The 18183-nt window shown below is 75.1% G+C and carries 16 protein-coding genes; 12 read left to right on the top strand and 4 right to left on the bottom strand.

Annotated features, from left to right (window positions below):
- The 6 genes from ABD994_RS19155 to ABD994_RS19130 form a co-directional block, all read left to right on the top strand.
- The coding region (locus ABD994_RS19155) for a type II secretion system F family protein (RefSeq protein WP_345418534.1) at nt 1-692 on the top strand (692 nt) is incomplete at its 5' end.
- A complete protein-coding gene (locus ABD994_RS19150; protein WP_345418531.1) occupies nt 689-1399 on the top strand; it encodes a type II secretion system F family protein in 711 nt (236 codons plus the stop codon). The genes ABD994_RS19155 and ABD994_RS19150, both read left to right, overlap by 4 nt.
- A 51-nt stretch (nt 1400-1450) precedes the next feature.
- On the top strand, nt 1451-1663 hold the full coding sequence (locus ABD994_RS19145) for a DUF4244 domain-containing protein (protein ID WP_425550081.1): 213 nt from the start codon (nt 1451-1453) through the stop codon (nt 1661-1663).
- Nucleotides 1660-2121, top strand: a complete 462-nt coding sequence (locus ABD994_RS19140; protein WP_345418543.1) for a TadE family type IV pilus minor pilin — start codon at nt 1660-1662, stop codon at nt 2119-2121. Before ABD994_RS19145 ends, ABD994_RS19140 begins: the two co-directional genes overlap by 4 nt.
- Complete coding sequence (locus tag ABD994_RS19135; RefSeq protein WP_345418528.1) at nt 2118-2576, top strand: Rv3654c family TadE-like protein; 459 nt, start codon at nt 2118-2120, stop codon at nt 2574-2576. The genes ABD994_RS19140 and ABD994_RS19135 overlap by 4 nt, the downstream gene beginning before the upstream one ends.
- Nucleotides 2577-2763: 187 nt before the next feature.
- The gene (locus ABD994_RS19130) at nt 2764-3408 is read left to right on the top strand and encodes a bifunctional DNA primase/polymerase (protein ID WP_345418525.1); all 645 of its coding nucleotides are present in this window, start codon (nt 2764-2766) and stop codon (nt 3406-3408) included.
- A 351-nt stretch (nt 3409-3759) separates the two neighbouring features.
- On the opposite strand, the gene ABD994_RS19125 is transcribed toward ABD994_RS19130, so the two are convergent.
- Entirely contained in the window at nt 3760-6102 is a 2343-nt protein-coding gene (locus ABD994_RS19125) for a DEAD/DEAH box helicase (RefSeq protein WP_345418522.1), read from the bottom strand.
- A 248-nt stretch (nt 6103-6350) separates the two neighbouring features.
- Here ABD994_RS19125 and ABD994_RS19120 point away from each other — a divergent pair, with 248 nt between their 5' ends.
- Entirely contained in the window at nt 6351-8672 is a 2322-nt protein-coding gene (locus ABD994_RS19120; protein WP_345418519.1) for a sodium-translocating pyrophosphatase, read from the top strand.
- A 69-nt stretch (nt 8673-8741) separates the two neighbouring features.
- Here the strand turns inward: ABD994_RS19120 and ABD994_RS19115 are convergent, their stop codons facing one another.
- Nucleotides 8742-9431 carry an SDR family NAD(P)-dependent oxidoreductase gene (locus tag ABD994_RS19115; protein ID WP_345418516.1) on the bottom strand — a complete coding sequence of 230 codons (690 nt, stop codon included), beginning with the start codon at nt 9429-9431 and terminating at the stop codon, nt 8742-8744.
- A gap of 102 nt (nt 9432-9533) precedes the next feature.
- On the opposite strand from ABD994_RS19115, the gene ABD994_RS19110 reads away from it, so the two are divergent.
- From ABD994_RS19110 to topA, 3 genes are all read left to right on the top strand, one after another.
- Complete coding sequence (locus tag ABD994_RS19110; RefSeq protein WP_345418512.1) at nt 9534-10388, top strand: helix-turn-helix transcriptional regulator; 855 nt, start codon at nt 9534-9536, stop codon at nt 10386-10388.
- Nucleotides 10389-10429: 41 nt separating this feature from the next.
- Nucleotides 10430-11368 carry a hypothetical protein gene (locus ABD994_RS19105; RefSeq protein WP_345418509.1) on the top strand — a complete coding sequence of 313 codons (939 nt, stop codon included), beginning with the start codon at nt 10430-10432 and terminating at the stop codon, nt 11366-11368.
- Between the two features lie 205 nt (nt 11369-11573).
- Nucleotides 11574-14564 (top strand): type I DNA topoisomerase, encoded by a 2991-nt coding sequence (gene topA, locus ABD994_RS19100; protein WP_345418506.1) that lies wholly within the window; start codon nt 11574-11576, stop codon nt 14562-14564.
- Nucleotides 14565-14618: 54 nt separating this feature from the next.
- On the opposite strand, the gene ABD994_RS19095 is transcribed toward topA, so the two are convergent.
- Entirely contained in the window at nt 14619-15284 is a 666-nt protein-coding gene (locus ABD994_RS19095) for an FMN-dependent NADH-azoreductase (protein WP_345418503.1), read from the bottom strand.
- 103 nt (nt 15285-15387) lie between these two features.
- On the opposite strand from ABD994_RS19095, the gene ABD994_RS19090 reads away from it, so the two are divergent.
- Both ABD994_RS19090 and ABD994_RS19085 read left to right on the top strand, forming a co-directional pair.
- Entirely contained in the window at nt 15388-15876 is a 489-nt protein-coding gene (locus tag ABD994_RS19090) for a MarR family winged helix-turn-helix transcriptional regulator (RefSeq protein WP_345418500.1), read from the top strand.
- Between the two features lie 57 nt (nt 15877-15933).
- Nucleotides 15934-17277 carry an MFS transporter gene (locus ABD994_RS19085; protein WP_345418540.1) on the top strand — a complete coding sequence of 448 codons (1344 nt, stop codon included), beginning with the start codon at nt 15934-15936 and terminating at the stop codon, nt 17275-17277.
- On the opposite strand, the gene sigJ is transcribed toward ABD994_RS19085, so the two are convergent.
- On the bottom strand, nt 17274-18179 hold the full coding sequence (gene sigJ / locus ABD994_RS19080; RefSeq protein ID WP_345418497.1) for an RNA polymerase sigma factor SigJ: 906 nt from the start codon (nt 18177-18179) through the stop codon (nt 17274-17276). The two genes, ABD994_RS19085 and sigJ, sit on opposite strands and share 4 nt — an antisense overlap.
- Nucleotides 18180-18183: the final 4 nt, after the last annotated feature.

The raw sequence follows: 18183 nt of genomic DNA, 5'->3' as shown, positions 1-18183 counted from the left end.
CGGCCCTGCGGCGGCGCCGTGCGCTGCTGCGGGCGGCCGCGGCGCTCGGTGCGGTCGTCGCCGGAGCCGGGGGCGCGGTCGCGTCGGTCCTGCTCGCCGCGACGCTGCAGCACCACCGCCGGGCGGCCGGTGTCGAGCGTGCGCGGGCCGACGCGACGGCGGGTCTCGGCGAGGCGCTGGCGTCGTTCGCGGCGGAGATCCGTGCCGGGGCGCCACCCGCCGCCGCGGCGGCGTCGGCGGGCACCGACGCCCATCCCGTCGCGGCCCGGGTGATGACGCTCGTGGGCGCGACCGCGCACCTCGGCGGCGACGTGCCGGCGGCGCTGCGTGCGGCGCGGTCGCGGGAGTCGACGGTCGCCGAGCACCTCGACCGCCTCGCCGGCGCCTGGGCCCTCGCCGACCGCCACGGGATCGCCCTCGCCGTGCCGGCCGCCGCGGTCGCCGACGACCTGCGCGCCCGCGGGCGGCTCGCGGGCGGGCTGCGGGCGCGGCTCGCGGGCCCGCGGGCGACCGCGGCGGTGCTGGCCGGGCTCCCGGTGCTCGGGGTGCTGCTGGGTGAGGGGATCGGCGCCCGGCCGTGGGCGGTGCTCACCGGCGGACTGGTCGGGCAGGTCCTGCTCGTCGTCGGGGTCGGCCTCGTCTGTGCCGGCCTGGCGTGGACGGAGCGCATCGTCGCGGGGGTGGCCCGGTGACCGGGACGCTCGGTGCTGCCCTGCTGTGCGTCGCCGCGGCGACGGTCGTGGCGCCCGGCCCCGTCACGGCCCGTCGCCGGACGGTCCCACGGGGCGGCCGCCGACCGGCCCGCGAGGGGCTCGTCCCGGGCCTCGCGCTCGCCGCCGCCGGGCTCGCAACGATCGCGGCCGGTGCCGGCCCCGTGGGGGCGGCGCTGGTCCTGGCCGGCGGCGCCGTCGCGGCGGGGCTGCCGTGGTGGCGCGCGCACCGGGCCCGCCCGCGTCCCGATCCGCTGGGGCTCGCGGGCGCCTGGGACCAGTTCGGCGCCTGCCTGCGGGCCGGGCTGCCGCTCGACCGCGCCGCCCGTGCGGTGGTGCCGGTGCTGCCCGCCGCGGCGGGGGAGGCCCTCACCCGGGTCGCCGACCTCGGGCTGCTCGGCGCCGACCCCGCGACGGCCAGGGCGCCCGCGCTGGCCGAGCCCACCACGTCGCGGCTCGCCCGGGCCGCCCGCCGGTCGGCGCGCAGCGGCGCCGCCGTCGCCGACGCGGTGGAGGCCGCCGCCACCGATCTGCGCACCGAGGCCACCGACGCCGTGGAGGCCCGCGCCGAACGCGCCGGCGTCCTGGTCACCGGACCGCTCGGCCTGTGCTTCCTGCCGGCCTTCCTGGCCCTCGGGATCGTCCCCGTGGTCGTCGGGCTCGCCGGGCCGCTGCTGGAGCAGCAGTGACACCGCAGACACCGCCCGCCCCGCCGGGGTGGGGGACGAGAGGAGAAGACCGTGACCACACCGACCACCACCGCGGGCCAGCCACTGCGCGACCGCCTGGCCCACCTCCGCGACGACGACGCCGGGATGTCGACGGCGGAGTACGCGATCGGCACGATCGCCGCCGCCGCCTTCGGCGCGCTGCTCTACACGGTGATCACCGGCGACTCGATCATCGGTGCCCTCACCGCGATCGTGCAGCGGGCGCTGACGAGCACGTTCTGAGCGACGCCGGCTCGGTCACGATCGAGGCCGCGTTCGCGGTCGGCACGCTCGTCGTCGTGCTCGCGGTCGTCCTCGCGGCGATGGGCGCGGTGGTGCTCCAGCTGCGCTGCACCGACGCGGCGACCGAGGCGGCCCGTCTCGCCGCCCGCGGTGACGAGGCGGGTGCCCGCCGGGCGGCGGCACGGCTCGTGCCGGACGGCGCCGACGTGACGGTCGACGTGCGCGGCGACGACGTCGTGGCCCGCGTCGGCGCGGCGCCGCTCGAGTCGGCGCTGCCCGGCGTGCGGGTCGCCGCCGAGGTCGTCGCCGCCCGCGAGCCCTCGCCGGTCGCGCCGGCGCAGGGCCCGGACCCGCTCCCCGGCGAGCTGCCGGAGGCCGACGTCGGGGAGAGCCCGGCGCCGGCCTCCGGTGGGTCCGCTCACACCGGCACGCCGTCGCCGACCGGTGGCGCGCCGTGAGCGGCGCGACGAACGGTCGCCCGGTCGATCCGGAGGCCGGTTCGGCCACCGTGCTCGCGGCCGCCGCGGTTGGTGTCCTGGTGCTCCTGCTGGGCCTGGGCCTGCAGCTCGGGGCCGGGACGCTCGCCCGTCACCGCGCCGAGTCGGCCGCCGACCTCGCGGCCCTCGCGGGCGCCCACGAGGCCGTGCGCGGGGCCGACGTGGCCTGTGGGCGGGCCGTGGCGGTGGTGGAGCGCAACGGCGGCCGGCTGATCACGTGCTCCCTCGACGGCTGGACGGTGACCGTCGTCGCGGCGGCGCCGTGCGCCTGCCTGCCGAGCGTGTCCGGTGACGCGACCGGGCGAGCCCGGGCGGGGCCCGTGACCGCCGGCGGCGACCCGTCCGGCACCCCGACGGTGACGGCGGGCGACCGTCGACGAGGCGCTCCGGGACGAGCGGAGGGCGGTCCCGGGTGAGCGGTGTCCCGGACGGTCGATCCGGGCGACACCCCCGTGCTCGTCGCGCGCTCGCCCGCTGAACGGGGCCGAGGGACACGCTCAACGTGTGATCACGGCCGATGGGCGACGACAGGTGGCGAACCCTCGCTCACATGCCGTTACTGGAACCAGCACACCGGGACCAGACCCGGACCAGGAGGAACCGATGCAGTGGTGGGACAGCTATCGCGCCGTCTACGGCACGGAGCTCCGCGCCGAGGCGATGGTGCTCGCCGACCACGGCTGGGCCGTCGTCCCCGGCACGTTCCCCCAGGGTGAGTCCTGGAGCGGCTGCGCCGACGCCGCGCAGGACGGGCCCTGCCCGGTCCTGGACGACTGGGCCCGCCAGGCGTCCACCGACTGCGGCCAGATCGCCGACTGGTGGTCCGGCCTGCCCTACTCGATCCTCCTGCCGACGGGCCTGACCTTCGACGTGCTCGAGGTCCCCGCCACCGTCGGGCGCCGCGCCGCCGCGGTGCTCCGCGCCGTCGGGGTGCCGGTGCCGATCGCGGCCACCCCGACCGGCGAGTGGCTGTTCCCCGTCGGCGCCGGCGAGCCGCTGCGCCCCGACCTCGCCGAGCGCGCCGGCATCGTGCTCCACGGCCGCGGCAGCTGGTTCGCCGCGCCGCCCTCGACCTACCCGCAGGGTTCCGTGCACTGGCGGGTCCGCCCGTCCGCGTGCGGCTGGAACCTCCCCGACCCCTTCCGCGTCCAGGACGCCCTGGTCGAGGCCGTGGCCCAACGACCGGCGGTCGCGGGCGGCGGGTCGACCTACCGCCTGGCCACCGTCGCCACCGGCGTCCGCTCCTAGCGGCTCCGCGACACCGGGCGACACCCCCACAACTCCACAGACACTCGGGTCCCCTCGGGGCGACGCCGAGCGAGGCTCCGAGCAGCCGCGCCCGTCACCCCACCCGGACAGCCCGCCGACGCGTCGGTGAACCCGCCGCGACCGGCCCGTCCGGAGACCAGGGGAGGACCCCCCGCGGCGGTGGGCCGCCGGCGACGTCGGTCGCGCGCCCACCGCCGCCCCGAGCGGCGTCGCAGGCCGGGTCGACCACCTCCCCGGCCTGCGACGCACCAGACCTCGCCGCGGGTCGGGCCGGACACCCCCCGACCCGCGGCGTCGCCCACCACCGGTAGCCCGTCGTCGAGCCCGACCTCAGTCCTCCGCGAGGAACCCCAGCACCGCGTCGAGGACGATCACCGCACCGGCCTTGTCGAGCGGGTCGTTGCCGTTGCCGCACTTCGGCGACTGCACGCACGACGGGCAGCCCGACGGGCACTCGCAGTCCGAGATCGCGTCCCGGGTCGCCGTCAGCCACTCCCGCATCGCCTCGTGCGCCCGGTCGGCGAAGCCCGCCCCGCCCGGGTGCCCGTCGTGCACGAACACCGTCGGCCGGCCGGTGTCGGGGTGCAGGGCGGTGGAGACGCCGCCGATGTCCCAGCGATCGCAGGTCGCCACCAGCGGCAGCAGGCCGATCGCCGCGTGCTCGGCGGCGTGCAGCGCCCCCGGCCACCGGGCCGGTGTCAGCCCCGCCCGCAGCAGCGCCGGCTCGGAGAGCGTGTACCAGACCGCCCGCGTGCGCAGCGACCGCGCGGGCATGTCCAGCGGCACCGAGTCGATCACCCGGCCCGACGGCATCTTCCGTAGGAACCCGACCACCTGCTCGGTGACCTCCACGCTGCCCAGGCAGACCTGCAGGTCGCCGTGGGTCGCGCACCGCTCGGTCTCCTCGACGCCGATGTCGATCACGGTGCGGGCCTGGGTCGTCCACTCCGGGTCCTCGGCGTGCAGGTGGGCCAGGCCCTCCTCGAGGTCGAGGGAGTCGACCACGTAGCTCTCGCCCTGGTGCAGGTGCACCGCGCCGGGGTGCACGGTCGCCGGGGCCGTGCCGGGGTCGACCGTGCCGAGCATCCGTCCGGTGTCGGACTCCACGAGCACGATCTGCTCGCCGCCGCTGCCGCGGATGTCGACGCCGGCGTGCGGCCGGTCGGTGGGGTGGGACCAGAACCAGCCGCCGCGCCGGCGGCGCAGCAGGCCCTCGGCGACGAGGTCGTCCACGACGGCCAGCGCGGCGTCGCCGCCGAGCGCGGCGACGTCGTCGCGGGTCAGCGGGATCTCCGAGGCGGCGCAGGCCAGGTGCGGGGCGAGGACGTAGGGGTTGGTGGGGTCGAGCACGCAGCGCTCGAGCGGCGCGCCGAGCATCGCCTCGGGGTGGTGCACCAGGTAGGTGTCGAGGGGATCGTCGCGGGCCACGAGCACCACCAGCGCGTCGTCGCCCGACCGCCCGGCGCGCCCGGCCTGCTGCCAGAACGACGCCCGCGTCCCCGGGAAGCCGGCGACGACGACCGCGTCGAGGCCCGCGATGTCGACGCCCAGCTCGAGGGCGTTCGTCGTCGCCACCCCCCGCAGCGACCCCGACAGCAGGGCCTGTTCCAGCGCCCGCCGCTCCTCGGGCAGGTAGCCCGCCCGGTACGCCGCCACCTGCTCGGCCAGCCCCGGGTCGATCTCCGACAGCACGCGGCGGGCCCCCAGCGCCGTCAGCTCGGCGCCGCGCCGCGAGCGAACGAAGGCCAGTGACCGGGCCCCCTCCACCACGAGGTCGGCCAGCATCCGCGAGCACTCCGCCCCGGCCGAGCGCCGCACCGGCGCCCCGTTCTCGCCGGTGATCTCCTCGAGCAGCGGTGGCTCCCACAGCGCCACCGCCCGCGCCCCGCGCGGCGAGCCGTCGTCGGTGATCTCCGCCACGGGCAGACCGGTCAGCACCGTCGCCGACGTCGCCGGCTCGGACACCGTCGCCGACGCGAGCACGAACGTCGGGTGCGCCCCGTACCGCGCGCAGACCCGGCGCAGCCGCCGCAGCAGCAGCGCGACGTGCGAGCCGAACAGCCCGCGGTAGCCGTGGCACTCGTCGACGACGACGTAGCGCAGCCGCCGCAGGAACGTCGTCCAGCGACCGTGCCGCGGCAGGACGCCGCGGTGGAGCATGTCCGGGTTGGTGAAGATCCAGTTGGCGTGCTGGCGCACCCAGTCGCGCTCGGGGATCGGGGTGTCGCCGTCGTACGACGCGGCCCGGACCCCGTCGACGCGCAGGTCGAGCACGGTGCGCAGCTGGTCGGCGCCGAGTGCCTTGGTGGGCGAGAGGTAGAGCGCCGTCGCGCGGGGATCGGTGTGCAGCGTCGTGAGCACCGGCAGCTGGTAGGCCAGCGACTTCCCGGACGCGGTGCCGGTGGACACGACGACGTGCTCGCCCGCCCACGCCCGTTCGGCGGCGGCCGCCTGGTGGCTCCACGGCCGGGCCACCCCGCGGTCGACGAGCGGGCCGCGGACGGCGTCGGGCACCCACGACGGCCAGCCCGCGGTGGTGCCGTCGCGGGCGGGCACGAGCTCGGCGTGGGTCAGCGGGCTCTCGCCCGCGGGTGTGCCGGCGAGCACGCGGCGCAGCAGCACCGCGCCCCGGCTGCGGCCCGCGAGCACCTCGTCGCGAGCGTCCTCGCGCACGTCCCGGCCCACGTCCGCCGACCCTGACACAGACCCTCCGCCCGCGCTCTCGTTCGAGAAAGACGTACACCTCACAGCCCCTGAGCAGCAGTCGTGGGAACTGCTGTGCGACCGGATGACGCCCACCTCCTACACTGCGGCACCTGTCCACCACCCGGCGTGTCGGGAGGGTGGCTGATCATCACGCGCCGAGGTCGCCGCGAGGCCGGGCCGGGCGCGTCGAGCAGATGTGCCAACCGGGAGGCTGGATGCAAGCGTCCGTCCTCGCCGCCGGGATCACGTTCTCCGGCGGCGACAACATCGTGGTCATCGTGGTGGCGGTCGTGGCCGTCATCGCGCTGGCCATCGGCCTGGTCCTGCGACGGCAGGTCCTCGCGGCCGACGAGGGCACGCAGAACATGCGGGAGATCGGCCGTGCCGTGCAGGAGGGCGCCAACGCGTTCCTCACCCGGCAGTTCAAGACGCTGGCGCCGTTCATCGTCGTGGTCTTCCTGGTGCTGTTCGCGCTGCCCGCCGACAGCACCGGGGAGCGCATCGGCCGCTCGATCGCGTTCGTCGTCGGGGCGCTGTTCTCGATGGCCATCGGCGGCCTGGGCATGAACCTCGCCACGCAGGCCAACATCCGCGTCGCCGCCGCCTCGACCCAGCCGGGCGGGCGCGACAAGGGCGCGCGGATCGCGTTCCGCACCGGCGGCGTGGTCGGCATGGCCACCGTCGGCCTCGGCCTGTTCGGCGCCGCGATCGTCGTGCTGATCTACGTCGAGGAGGCGCCGCGCGTGCTCGAGGGCTTCGGCCTCGGCGCGGCCCTGCTCGCCATGTTCATGCGTGTCGGCGGCGGCATCTTCACGAAGGCCGCCGACGTCGGCGCCGACCTCGTCGGCAAGGTCGAGCAGAACATCCCCGAGGACGACCCCCGCAACGCCGCGACCATCGCGGACAACGTGGGCGACAACGTCGGTGACTGCGCCGGCATGGCCGCGGACCTCTTCGAGTCCTACGCCGTGACGCTGGTGGCCGCGCTGATCCTCGGCTCGGTCGCTTTCGGCTCGCTCGGCCTGACCTACCCGCTGATCATCCCCGCGATCGGGGTGCTCACCGCGATCATCGGTGTGTTCATCACCCGGACCCGCGAGGGCGAGAACGCGCTGCGCGCCATCAACCGCAGCTTCTACATCTCGGCGATCATCTCGATCATCCTGTGCTCGATCGCCGCGTTCACCTACCTGCCGTCGAGCTTCGCGGAGCTGCCCGGCGTCAGCGCCGAGCGTCTCGGCACGCTGGCCGACGCCGGCAACCCGCAGGTCATCGCGTTCGGCGCGGTGCTCATCGGCATCGTGCTCGCGATCATCATCCTGTCGCTGACGGGCTACTACACCGGCACCGAGACCCAGCCGGTCAAGGACGTCGGCACGAGCTCGCTCACCGGTGCCGCGACGGTCATCCTCGCCGGCATCTCGGTCGGCTTCGAGTCCGCGGTCTACACCGCCCTCGTCATCGGCGCCGCGGTCTACGGGGCGTTCCTGCTCTCGGGCTCGGTGTTCGTCGCGCTGTTCGCGGTCGCCCTCGCGGGCACCGGCCTGCTGACCACGGTCGGCGTCATCGTCGCCATGGACACCTTCGGTCCGGTCTCGGACAACGCCCAGGGCATCGCCGAGATGTCGGGCGACGTCGAGGGCCCCGGTGCGGAGATCCTCACCGAGCTCGACGCCGTCGGGAACACGACGAAGGCGATCACCAAGGGCATCGCGATCGCGACGGCCGTGCTCGCCGCGACCGCCCTGTTCGGGTCGTACAACGACGCGATCACCACGGCCTACCGCGACGCGGGCCAGCGGCTCGGCGACATCTACAACGTGACCGCCCCGAACCTCCTGGTCGGCGTGATCATCGGTGCGGCCGTCGTGTTCATGTTCTCGGGCCTCGCGGTGAACGCCGTGTCCCGCGCCGCGGGCGCGGTCGTCTACGAGGTCCGCCGCCAGTTCAAGACGATCCCCGGGATCATGGAGTACCGCGGCGGCGGGGGTCCGGGACGTCCCGAGTACGGCAAGGTCGTGGACCTCTGCACGCGGGACGCCCTGCGCGAGCTGGCCACGCCCGGCCTGCTGGCGATCCTCGCCCCGATCGCGGTCGGCTTCGGCCTCGGCGTCGGCCCGCTGGCGGGCTACCTCGCCGGCGCCATCGCCGCCGGCACGCTGATGGCGATCTTCCTGGCCAACTCTGGCGGCGCCTGGGACAACGCCAAGAAGCTCGTCGAGGACGGCAACCACGGCGGCAAGGGCTCCGACGCCCACGAGGCGACGATCATCGGTGACACCGTCGGTGACCCGTTCAAGGACACCGCCGGCCCGTCGATCAACCCGCTGATCAAGGTCATGAACCTGGTCTCGGTGCTGATCGCCCCGGCCGTCGTGGCCCTGTCGGTGGGCGTGGACGCCAACCCGGCGGTCCGCATCGTGATCGCGGTGGTCGCGGTCCTCGGCATCGCGGTGGCGATCTACATCTCGAAGCGCCGCTCGACGGCGATCGCCGACTCGAACCAGGACGCCCCGGAGCCGGCCACCCAGGCCTGACCCGGAGCGCACGCACGTCGGAGGGCCCCCTCGGTCGACCAGGTCGACCGAGGGGGCCCTTCGCGCGTCTCACCACCCCACGACGCCGTCACGGGCCAGGAACCGGCCGGACGGGCCCGTGGTGTCGAGGACGGCCGCGACGATCGCGTCCGTGCCCTCCTCGGGCGTCTGGGAGCCCCGGAAGTCGTTCAGCCCGGTCGCGGTCCAGCCCGGGTTGACGATCGTGACGAGCACGTCGGGCAGGGTCCGCGCGTAGAGGACCGCGATCATGTTCAGGGCCGCCTTCGACGACGGGTACGCGAGGTACGGGTAGCGCTCCCACCGGCCGTTGTCCATGTCGGAGAGCGAGCCCAGGCTCGACGAGACCATGACCAGCCGCGGGTGCTCGGCCCGCCGCAGCAGGGGCAGGAGGGCGTGGGTCACGCGCACCGGGCCGAGGACGTTGGTCTCGAGCACGGGGCGCAGGTGCTCCGCGGTGGTGTCGGCCGGCGCGACCTCCCGCTCGGCGCCGGCGATCCCGGCGTTGTTGACCAGGACGTCGAGGGCCTCGGTGTGGCGCTCGACCTCCGTGACCGCCGCCGCGACGGAGGCGTCGTCGGTGACGTCGAGGGCGATCGGGCGGATGTCGAGGGCGGGGTCCAGCGACAGGTCCGCCGGCTCGCGGCAGCCGGCGAGGACCGTCCAGCCCTGCTCGGCGAGCCGGCGGGCGGCGACGGCGCCGAGGCCGCGGGAGGCCCCGGTGATCAGTGCGGTGCTCATGACGCCACGCTGCGCCCCGGCGGTGACCGGCGGCCAGGGACGCCGGACCCGGGGACCCGCGGTACCAGGCTCGGCGCCCCCGCGCGGGGCATGCTGGGGGACGTGAGCCGCGGTGACCCCTCCGAGCTGGCGGCGGCGCTGCGGCAGTGGCGCGAACGCGTGACGCCGGGCGACGTGGGCCTGCCGGCCGGGCCGCGGCGTCGGACGCCGGGCCTGCGGCGCGAGGAGGTCGGGCAGCTGGCCGGCGTGTCGGTCGACTACGTCGTACGGCTCGAGCAGGGGCGCGGCCCGCACCCGTCGACGTCGGTGCTCGGGGCGCTCGCGCGGGCGCTGCGGCTCACCACGGGCGAGACGCGCCACCTGTTCGACCTCGCCGGCGTCGAGCCGCCCGGATCGGGCCAGGTCGCCGACATCGTCCGCCCGAGCTTGCTGCGCCTGCTCGACCGCATGCACGACCTGCCCGCGATGCTCGTCGACGCCCGCAGCACCCTGCTGGCCTGGAACCCCCTGCTCGAGGCCCTCTACGGCGACCTCTCGGCCGTACCGCGCGAGCGGCGCAACATGCTCTGGATGCGGTTCGGGCCCGACGGGCGGGAGGGGCGCGCGCTCGTCGTCGACGGCGACGGCCGGCGGGACACGATCGACCGCTCGGCGGTCGCGCGGGCACGGTCGGCCCTCGCCCGCTACCCCGGCGACCGGTACCTGCGGGCGCTGGTCGACGAGCTCTGCCGGACGAGCCCGGTCTTCGCGGAGCTGTGGGCGCAGCGGCCCGTGCAGGAGGGCCGCGTCGACCGCAAGACGTTCGACGTCCCCGGTGTGGGCCGGCTGACGCTCGACTGCGACTCCCTCGACGTCCCGGGCGACGACCAGCACCTCGTCGTCTACTCCGCCGCACCCGGCACCCGCGACGCCGAGCTGCTCGACCTGCTGCGCGTGGTCGGCCTGCAGACGGTCTAGGTCCCACGGTCGTTCGAACGCGTGTTCTACGCTCCGCGGCTGTGGGGCAGCTGTCGTTCTGGTCGGCGGACGCCCGTCCGCGCGCCCTGGGCGACCTCGAGGGCCTGCTCTGCGGGCCGGGACGCGTCGAGCTGTTCGGGCGCGGCTCGGCGGCGCGGATCACGGTCGTGCTGGGCCCGCCGCCAGTGCCGGAGGAGGACGACCCCGAGCCCGAGCCCGAGCCCGGGCCCGAGTCCCGGGCCGAGCCCGAACCCGAGCCCGACGCCGCCGAGCCGATCGAGCCGGCCGACCCCGTCGACCCGGTCGACCCGGACGAGCTCGCCTTCCTCGACCTCGACCCCGACGAGATCGCCGCCCGCCTCGGGATGCTGCCCGCGCGAGCGGGGGGATTTCCTGACGATGGACGTCAGCGTGGACGCCACGCCGGCGTCGCCGACGCCGTCCCCGCCGGCGTGTCGGGCGAGCGAGGATGTGGCGATCCTGGCGCCCCACGCCAGGAACGCCCCGTTGCTCGCACCCCCGCGTCCGATCCCGTCGTGGACGAGGTGACCGGGTGGCGGGCGCGGGCCGTGTGCTGCGCGCTGCGGGCCCGGGGCGTGCCGGCCGAGGTCGGGCACGCCGAGGACGGGCGGGCGCGGGTGCGGACGGCGTTCCGCACCGACCTCGCGGACCTCGCGCGGGCGTGGACCGACGGCGGGGGAATGAAGACCGTGCCCGGCGGGTTCGAGCTCGACGGGCCGCGGCTGCGGCTCTGGGTGCTCGCCGCCGGCGGCCACCACGGGCCGGGATACGCCCTGGGGCTCGACCCCGAGACGCGCACGCTGGACGACCGGCTGCTCACGGCGAGTCGTCAGCTGGGTCTCGGCGCCCGGCTGGTGCACGGTTCCCTGCGGATCGCCGGCGCGCGGCGACTACGCCGTCTGGGGGAGCTGGTGGGCTGCCCGCCCCGCGAGGTCGCCGCCGGCGTCTGGCCGGTGTGACCCCGACGACACCGGCACCGCGGACCCCCGAACGCGCCTGCGACCAGCACCGATCGGCCCTGGGAGCAGGGCCCGACGGGGGCTCGGGAATCCCGGCGCGCACCCCGGCGCTGACCCGATACCACCGGTCGCGCCTGGCGTGGAGAACACCGTGAGGCACACTGGCGGCGAGTGGCGACCCGCCACCTGTACGACGAGACGAGGCATGTTCGTGGCAGCGACGAAGGGCTCGACGACGGCACGCAGCGCGACGACCGACCCCGCGACCCCGACCGAGAACGGGTCGACGGGGCGGTCCGGCACGCGCGCGAAGTCCGGCGCCAAGTCCTCGGGCGGCGGCGGGAAGACCGGTCGCGGCGGCGCGACGCCGGCCGGCGACGGCGGTCGCCGCCTGGTGATCGTCGAGTCGCCGGCGAAGGCCCGCAAGATCGCCGACTACCTGGGTTCGCGCTACATCGTGGAGTCCAGCCGCGGCCACATCCGCGACCTGCCGCGCGGCGCCGCGGACGTCCCCGCCAAGTACAAGGGCGAGGCCTGGGCGCGCCTGGGCGTCGACGTCGACAACTCCTTCGAGCCGCTCTACATCGTGACGCCGGACAAGAAGTCGACGGTCACCGAGCTCAAGGAGGCCCTCAAGGAGGTCGACGAGCTCTACCTCGCGACGGACGGCGACCGCGAGGGCGAGGCCATCGCCTGGCACCTGCTGGAGACCCTCAAGCCGAAGGTCCCCGTGCGCCGGATGGTCTTCCACGAGATCACCGAGTCCGCGATCCAGGCCGCGGCGGCCAACCCGCGCGACCTCGACCAGGACCTCGTCGACGCGCAGGAGACCCGGCGCATCCTCGACCGCCTCTACGGCTACGAGGTCAGCCCCGTGCTGTGGAAGAAGGTCATGCCGAAGCTCTCGGCGGGCCGCGTGCAGTCGGTGGCGACGCGCGTGATCGTCGAGCGCGAGCGCGAGCGGATGGCGTTCGTCTCCGCGGGCTACTGGGGCATCGACGCGGTGCTGCGCTCCCTCAAGGAGCAGGACAGCGCGAACACGCCCACCTTCACGGCCCGGCTCGTCGAGATCGACGGTGCGCGGGTGGCCAGCGGGCGCGACTTCGACTCCCTCGGCCAGGTGAAGACCGAGGGCGTCCGGCGCCTCGACGAGGGCGACGCCCGCCGGCTCGCCGAGGCGCTCGCCGACCGCGACTTCACCGTCTCCTCGGTCGAGGAGAAGCCGTACACGCGCAAGCCCTACCCGCCGTTCATGACCTCGACCCTCCAGCAGGAGGGCGGGCGCAAGCTGCGGTTCTCGGCCGAGCGGACCATGCGGACCGCCCAGCGCCTGTACGAGAACGGCTACATCACCTACATGCGCACGGACTCCACGACGCTGTCGGAGACCGCGATCAACGCCGCGCGCACCCAGGCCCGCGACCTCTACGGCGCCGAGAACGTCGCCGAGAAGCCGCGCCAGTACACGCGCAAGGTGAAGAACGCGCAGGAGGCGCACGAGGCGATCCGCCCGGCGGGCGAGACGTTCCGGACGCCCGGTCAGGTGGCGGGAGAGCTCTCCGGTGACGAGTTCCGCGTCTACGAGCTGATCTGGCAGCGCACCATCGCGAGCCAGATGCGCGACGCGCGGGGCACGACGATGACCGTCCGGATCGCCGCCTCCGCCGCGACCGGCGAGGAGTGCACGTTCTCCGCGTCCGGGCGCACCATCACCTTCCCCGGCTTCCTGCGGGCCTACGTCGAGACCGTCGACGAGGAGGCCGGCGGGCAGGCCGACGACGCCGAGAGCCGCCTGCCGCGTCTCGAGTCCGGCGAGCGTGTCGCCCCCGACGAGCTCGACCCGTCGGGCCACAGCACCAACCCGCCCGCGCGGTACACCGAGGCGAGCCTGGTCAAGACGCTCGAGGAGCGCGGCATCGGCCGTCCCTCGACCTACGCGTCGATCATCAACACCATCCAGGAGCGCGGCTACGTCTGGAAGAAGGGCAGCGCGCTCGTCCCCAGCTGGATCGCCTTCGCGGTGATCGGGCTGATGGAGCAGCACTTCGGGCGCCTGGTCGACTACGACTTCACGGCCGCGCTCGAGGACGAGCTCGACGGCATCGCCGCGGGCAACACCCAGCGCGAGACGTGGCTGTCGCACTTCTACTTCGGCGCCAACGGCAACGGGAACGGCAACGGCAACGGCGCGAACGGCACCGCCGGCCACGACGACGGCGTCGAGGCCTCGATGTCCAACCTCGGCGGGCTGAAGAAGCTGGTGGGCGACAAGCTCGAGGGCATCGACGCCCGCGAGGTCAACTCGCTGCGGATGTTCGCCGACTCGCAGGGCCGCGACGTCGTCGTGCGCGTCGGGCGCTACGGGCCCTACCTCGAGCGGATCGTCAGCGAGGACGGCGAGGACAAGTCCCAGCGGGCGAACCTGCCCGACGACCTGCCGCCCGACGAGCTCGACCTGGACCTGGCCGAGCAGCTCTTCGCGACCCCGCAGGAGGGCCGCTCGCTGGGCACCGACCCGGAGTCGGGGCACGAGGTGCTCGCCAAGGAGGGCCGTTTCGGCCCCTACGTCACCGAGGTGCTGCCCGAGGGCGACAAGTCCAAGCCGCGCACCGGCTCGCTGTTCGCGTCGATGACGCTCTCGGAGATCACCCTCGAGGACGCGCTGAAGCTCCTCAGTCTCCCGCGCGTCGTGGGCACGGACCCGGAGAGCGGCGTCGAGATCACCGCGCAGAACGGCCGCTACGGGCCCTACATCAAGAAGGACAAGGACTCCCGGTCGCTGGACAGCGAGGAGAAGCTGTTCACGGTGACGCTGGAGGAGGCCCAGCGGATCTTCGCCCAGCCGAAGCAGCGGGGCCGTGCCGCCGCCAAGCCGCCGCTCAAGGAGCTCGGCACCGACCCGGCGTCGGGGCAGCCGATGGTGGTCAAGGACGGCCGGTTCGGCCCGTACGTCACCGACGGCACGGGCGTGAACGCCTCCCTGCGCAAGGGCGACGACGTCGAGACCCTGACCGACGAGCGGGCGTCCGAGCTCCTCGCCGAGAAGCGGTCGAAGGACGGCGTGAAGCCGGGCGCGAAGAAGGCGCCGGCGAAGAAGGCGCCGGCCAAGAAGACGACCGGCACGAAGACGACCGGCACGAAGACCACCGCGAAGAAGTCCACGGCGAAGAGCGGCCGGGGCACGCCGACCAGCTGACACACCGAGGGACCGTGTCCCCGGGACACGGTCCCTCGGTCGTGCCGTCGGGGGTCAGGCCACCGACGTCAGGTTCTCGACCACCGCGCGCGCCATGTCGGCGCCCGCCGAGCCCGCCAGCTGGTGGGCCCGGGCGCGGATCTCGCCGGCCAGGGGCCGCAGCTCGGCCATCGCCGGCACGGCGTCGGCGAGGGTCAGCTCCGCCTCCACGAGCGTGACGTCGCCGCCCCACACGTCGGCGAGGATGCGCACGATCCAGCCGGTGGCGTGGTCCCACCCGGCCCGCGGGGTGCCCTCGCCGTAGCCGCCGCCGCGCGCGACGACGAGCGTGACCGGCTTGCCGGCCAGCGGTGACGTCCCCGGCGCGAAGCGCGGGTCGGTGATCATCAGGTCGATCCACATCTTGAGCTGCTGGGCGACCCCGAAGTTGTAGAGCGGGGTCGCGACGACCACCGCGTCGGCGTCGGCGACCTCGTCGGCCAGCCGGGCGGCGAGCGCCACGGCGTCGCGCTGCTCGGGGCTGCGCTGGTCCTCGGGGGTGAACCCGGCGAGCGCGGCGGTCGGCCAGGCGTCGACGGGCACGGGGTCGGTGCGCAGGTCGCGGCGCACGACGGCGTCGGTCGGGTGGGCCTCGAGGTACGCGCGCTCGAGGGTGTCGGCGACCTCGCGGCTCACCGAGCCCTCCGCGCGGATGCTGCTGTCGAGACGGAAGAGGGTCACCAGGTCCTCCGGGAGCCGGAACGGATACGTGCTTCTTCTCAGATGTTCTGTCCGACAGACGTTCTTGTCAACAGAAGTGCTCGGCGGCCGTTAGTCTGTGGGCATGACCACGCCGCGCGTCGAGGCCGACCTGGGCTGGGCCCTGGGCCGGGTGGCGCGCGCGCACCTGCGGACCGCGCAGGACGTGGTGTCCGGCCTGCCGGGCGGCCCGCGGGGCTACCAGGTGCTCGCGGGGCTGGCCGGCGGCCCGCCGCGCACGCAGCTCGTGCTGGCCCGCACGCTCGGCGTCGACCGCACGGTGATGACCTACCTGCTCGACGAGCTCGAGGGCGCCGGCCTCGTGGAGCGCCGGCCCGACCCGGCCGACCGCCGCGCGCGCCAGGTCCTCCTCACCGAGACCGGCCGCGGGCGCCTGTGCGACCTCGAGCGGCGCCTGCGCGACGCCGAGGACCAGCTGCTCGCCCCGCTCGAGCCCGACGAGCGCGACGTCCTGCGCCGGCTGCTGCAGCGCCTCGCCACCGACGCCGACGGCGCGTCGCCCTGCCAGGTGGCCGCGGACATCCAGGCCGCCGAGACCGGCGGGGCCTGCTGACCGGTCTCGCTACCCTGCCCGGGGTCGAGGAGGGCGCGAAGCGAGGGGGGATCCGGGATCGACGAGCAGCGCAGCGCCGCCGAGGCGCCGTCCGCGACGCACCGGATCCGCGACGTCCTCGCGATCCGGCCGTTCCGGCGGCTGTGGGCGGTCACCGCGGTCGCCAGCTTCGGTGACTGGCTCTCGCTGCTCGCGCTGACCGCGCTCGCCACCCAGCTCACCAGCGGGTACCAGGCCCAGAGCTTCGCGCTCGGCGGCGTCGTCGCCACCAAGCTGCTGCCGGCGCTGTTCATGGCGCCGCTCGGCGGGGTGCTCGCCGACAAGTTCGACCGCCGCACGGTGATGGTCACCTGCGACGTGGTCAAGGCGATGCTCTTCCTGTCGATCCCGCTGGTCGGGTCGCTGTGGTGGCTGTTCGCGGCGACCTTCCTCATCGAGCTCTGCGCCCTGTGCTGGATCCCGGCCAAGGACTCCTCGGTCCCCAACCTGCTGCGCCGGCCCGACCAGGTCGAGACGGCCAACCAGCTCTCCCTGGGCATGACCTACGGCGTCGCCGTCATCAGCGCGGCCGGCGCGTTCGCGCTGATCTCGAAGGCCGGCACCCTCGCGGGCTGGCACCCGAGCCCGACCGCGACGGTCTACCTCGCCCTGGTCGTCAACGGCCTGGCCGCGCTGCTCACGGCGGTCACGGTCGCCCTCTTCATCCCCGAGATCTCCGGTCGCAGCGCCGAGCGCCGCGCGGCGGCCCCCGGGCTGCTGGCGATGCTGCGCGACGGCGCGCAGTTCGTCTCGACGACGCCGCTGGTGCGCGGGCTCGTTATCGGCATCGTCGGGGCGTTCGCCGCCGGTGGTGCCGTCATCGCCAGCGCCCGGCTCTACGCCGCGAGCCTGGGCGGCGGCGACGCGGCCTACTCGGTGCTGTTCATCGCCCTGTTCACCGGCCTCGCGCTCGGGATGGCGACCGTGCCGCGCGTCGCCCGGCGGATGCCGCACCACCGCCTGTTCGGCGTCGCGATCGTCGGCGCCGGCCTGTCGCTGCTGACCGTGGCGGTCGCCTGGCACCTCTACCTCGCGCTGGCCACCGTCGTCCTGGTCGGGTTCTTCGCCGGGACGGCCCTGCTGACCGGCCTGACGATCATCGGCGCGCAGGTCGAGGACGCCGTGCGGGGGCGGGTCGTCGCGTTCGTGCAGTCGATCGTGCGCGTCGACCTGCTGGCCTCGATGTCGGTGGTGCCGCTGCTGGTGGGACTCGTGCAGTCCCGGACGCTGACGCTGCTCGGCGAGCGCGCCCAGGTCGACGGCACGCGCTTCGTGCTCTTCGGCGCCGGCCTCCTCGCCGCGGCCGTCGGCGTGCTCGCCCTCCGGCAGATGGACGACCGGCGCGCGCGGCGGCTCGCCTAGTCCCGCCGCCACCCCCGCAGCCCGAGGTCGGACACCGGCCCGAGGTGGGCGAGCTTGTCGGGGTTGACCAGCGAGAGGATCCCCTCGACGCGTCCCTCGGCGATGTCCAGCGTCATCGCGAACACGATCCGGCCGTCCGGGTCGCGCCCGAGCAGCCCGGTCTGGCCGTTGAGCGTGACGAGCTCGGTCTGCGCGCCCAGGGCCCGTCCGCGCCGGAAGATGGCCGAGAGCACGCGGGCGATGGTCGTGGCACCCGAGAGCGGCTCGGTGAACGCCATCGCCTTGCCGCCGCCGTCGCCGGTCAGGGTGGCGTCCTCGGCCAGCAGGGCGACGAGCCCGGCCACGTCCCCTTCCTGGGCGGCGGCGAAGAAGCGCGAGGCGAGGGCGTCGCGGTCGGCGCCGGACGTCGCGAAGCGCGAGCGGTCGTCGTGCACGTGCCGGCGGGCCCGCACGAGGATCTGGCGGCAGTTGGTCTCGCTGCGCCCGACCACGTCGGCGACCTCGGCGAACGGCAGGTCGAACACGTCGCGCAGCAGGAACACCGCCCGCTCCACCGGGTTGAGCCGCTCGAGCACGACGAGGAAGGCCGTCGACAGCGAGTCCGCGAGCTCCGCCGCGCCGGCGACGTCGACCGTCGTGTCCACCAGCATCGGCTCGGGCAGCCAGGGGCCGATGTACTCCTCGCGGCGGCGCTTCTCCCGGCGCAGCCGGTCGATCGCCAGGCGGGTGGCCACCGCGGTGACGAACCCGCGCGGCGACGTCAGCTCGGTGCCCGCGGACAGCTCGCGGTGCACCCGCAGCAGCGTCTCCTGGGCGACGTCCTCGGCGTCGGCGACGCTGCCCAGCATCCGGTAGGCGACGGCGACGGCGAGCGGGCGGTGCTCGGCGAGGGGATCGGTCATGTCA

The sequence above is a fragment of the Actinomycetospora chlora genome (assembly GCF_039542135.1).
Lineage (GTDB): Bacteria > Actinomycetota > Actinomycetes > Mycobacteriales > Pseudonocardiaceae > Actinomycetospora > Actinomycetospora chlora.
The sequence above is the reverse complement of the archived record's forward strand: the minus strand, read 5'-3'. Positions and strand labels throughout refer to the sequence as shown.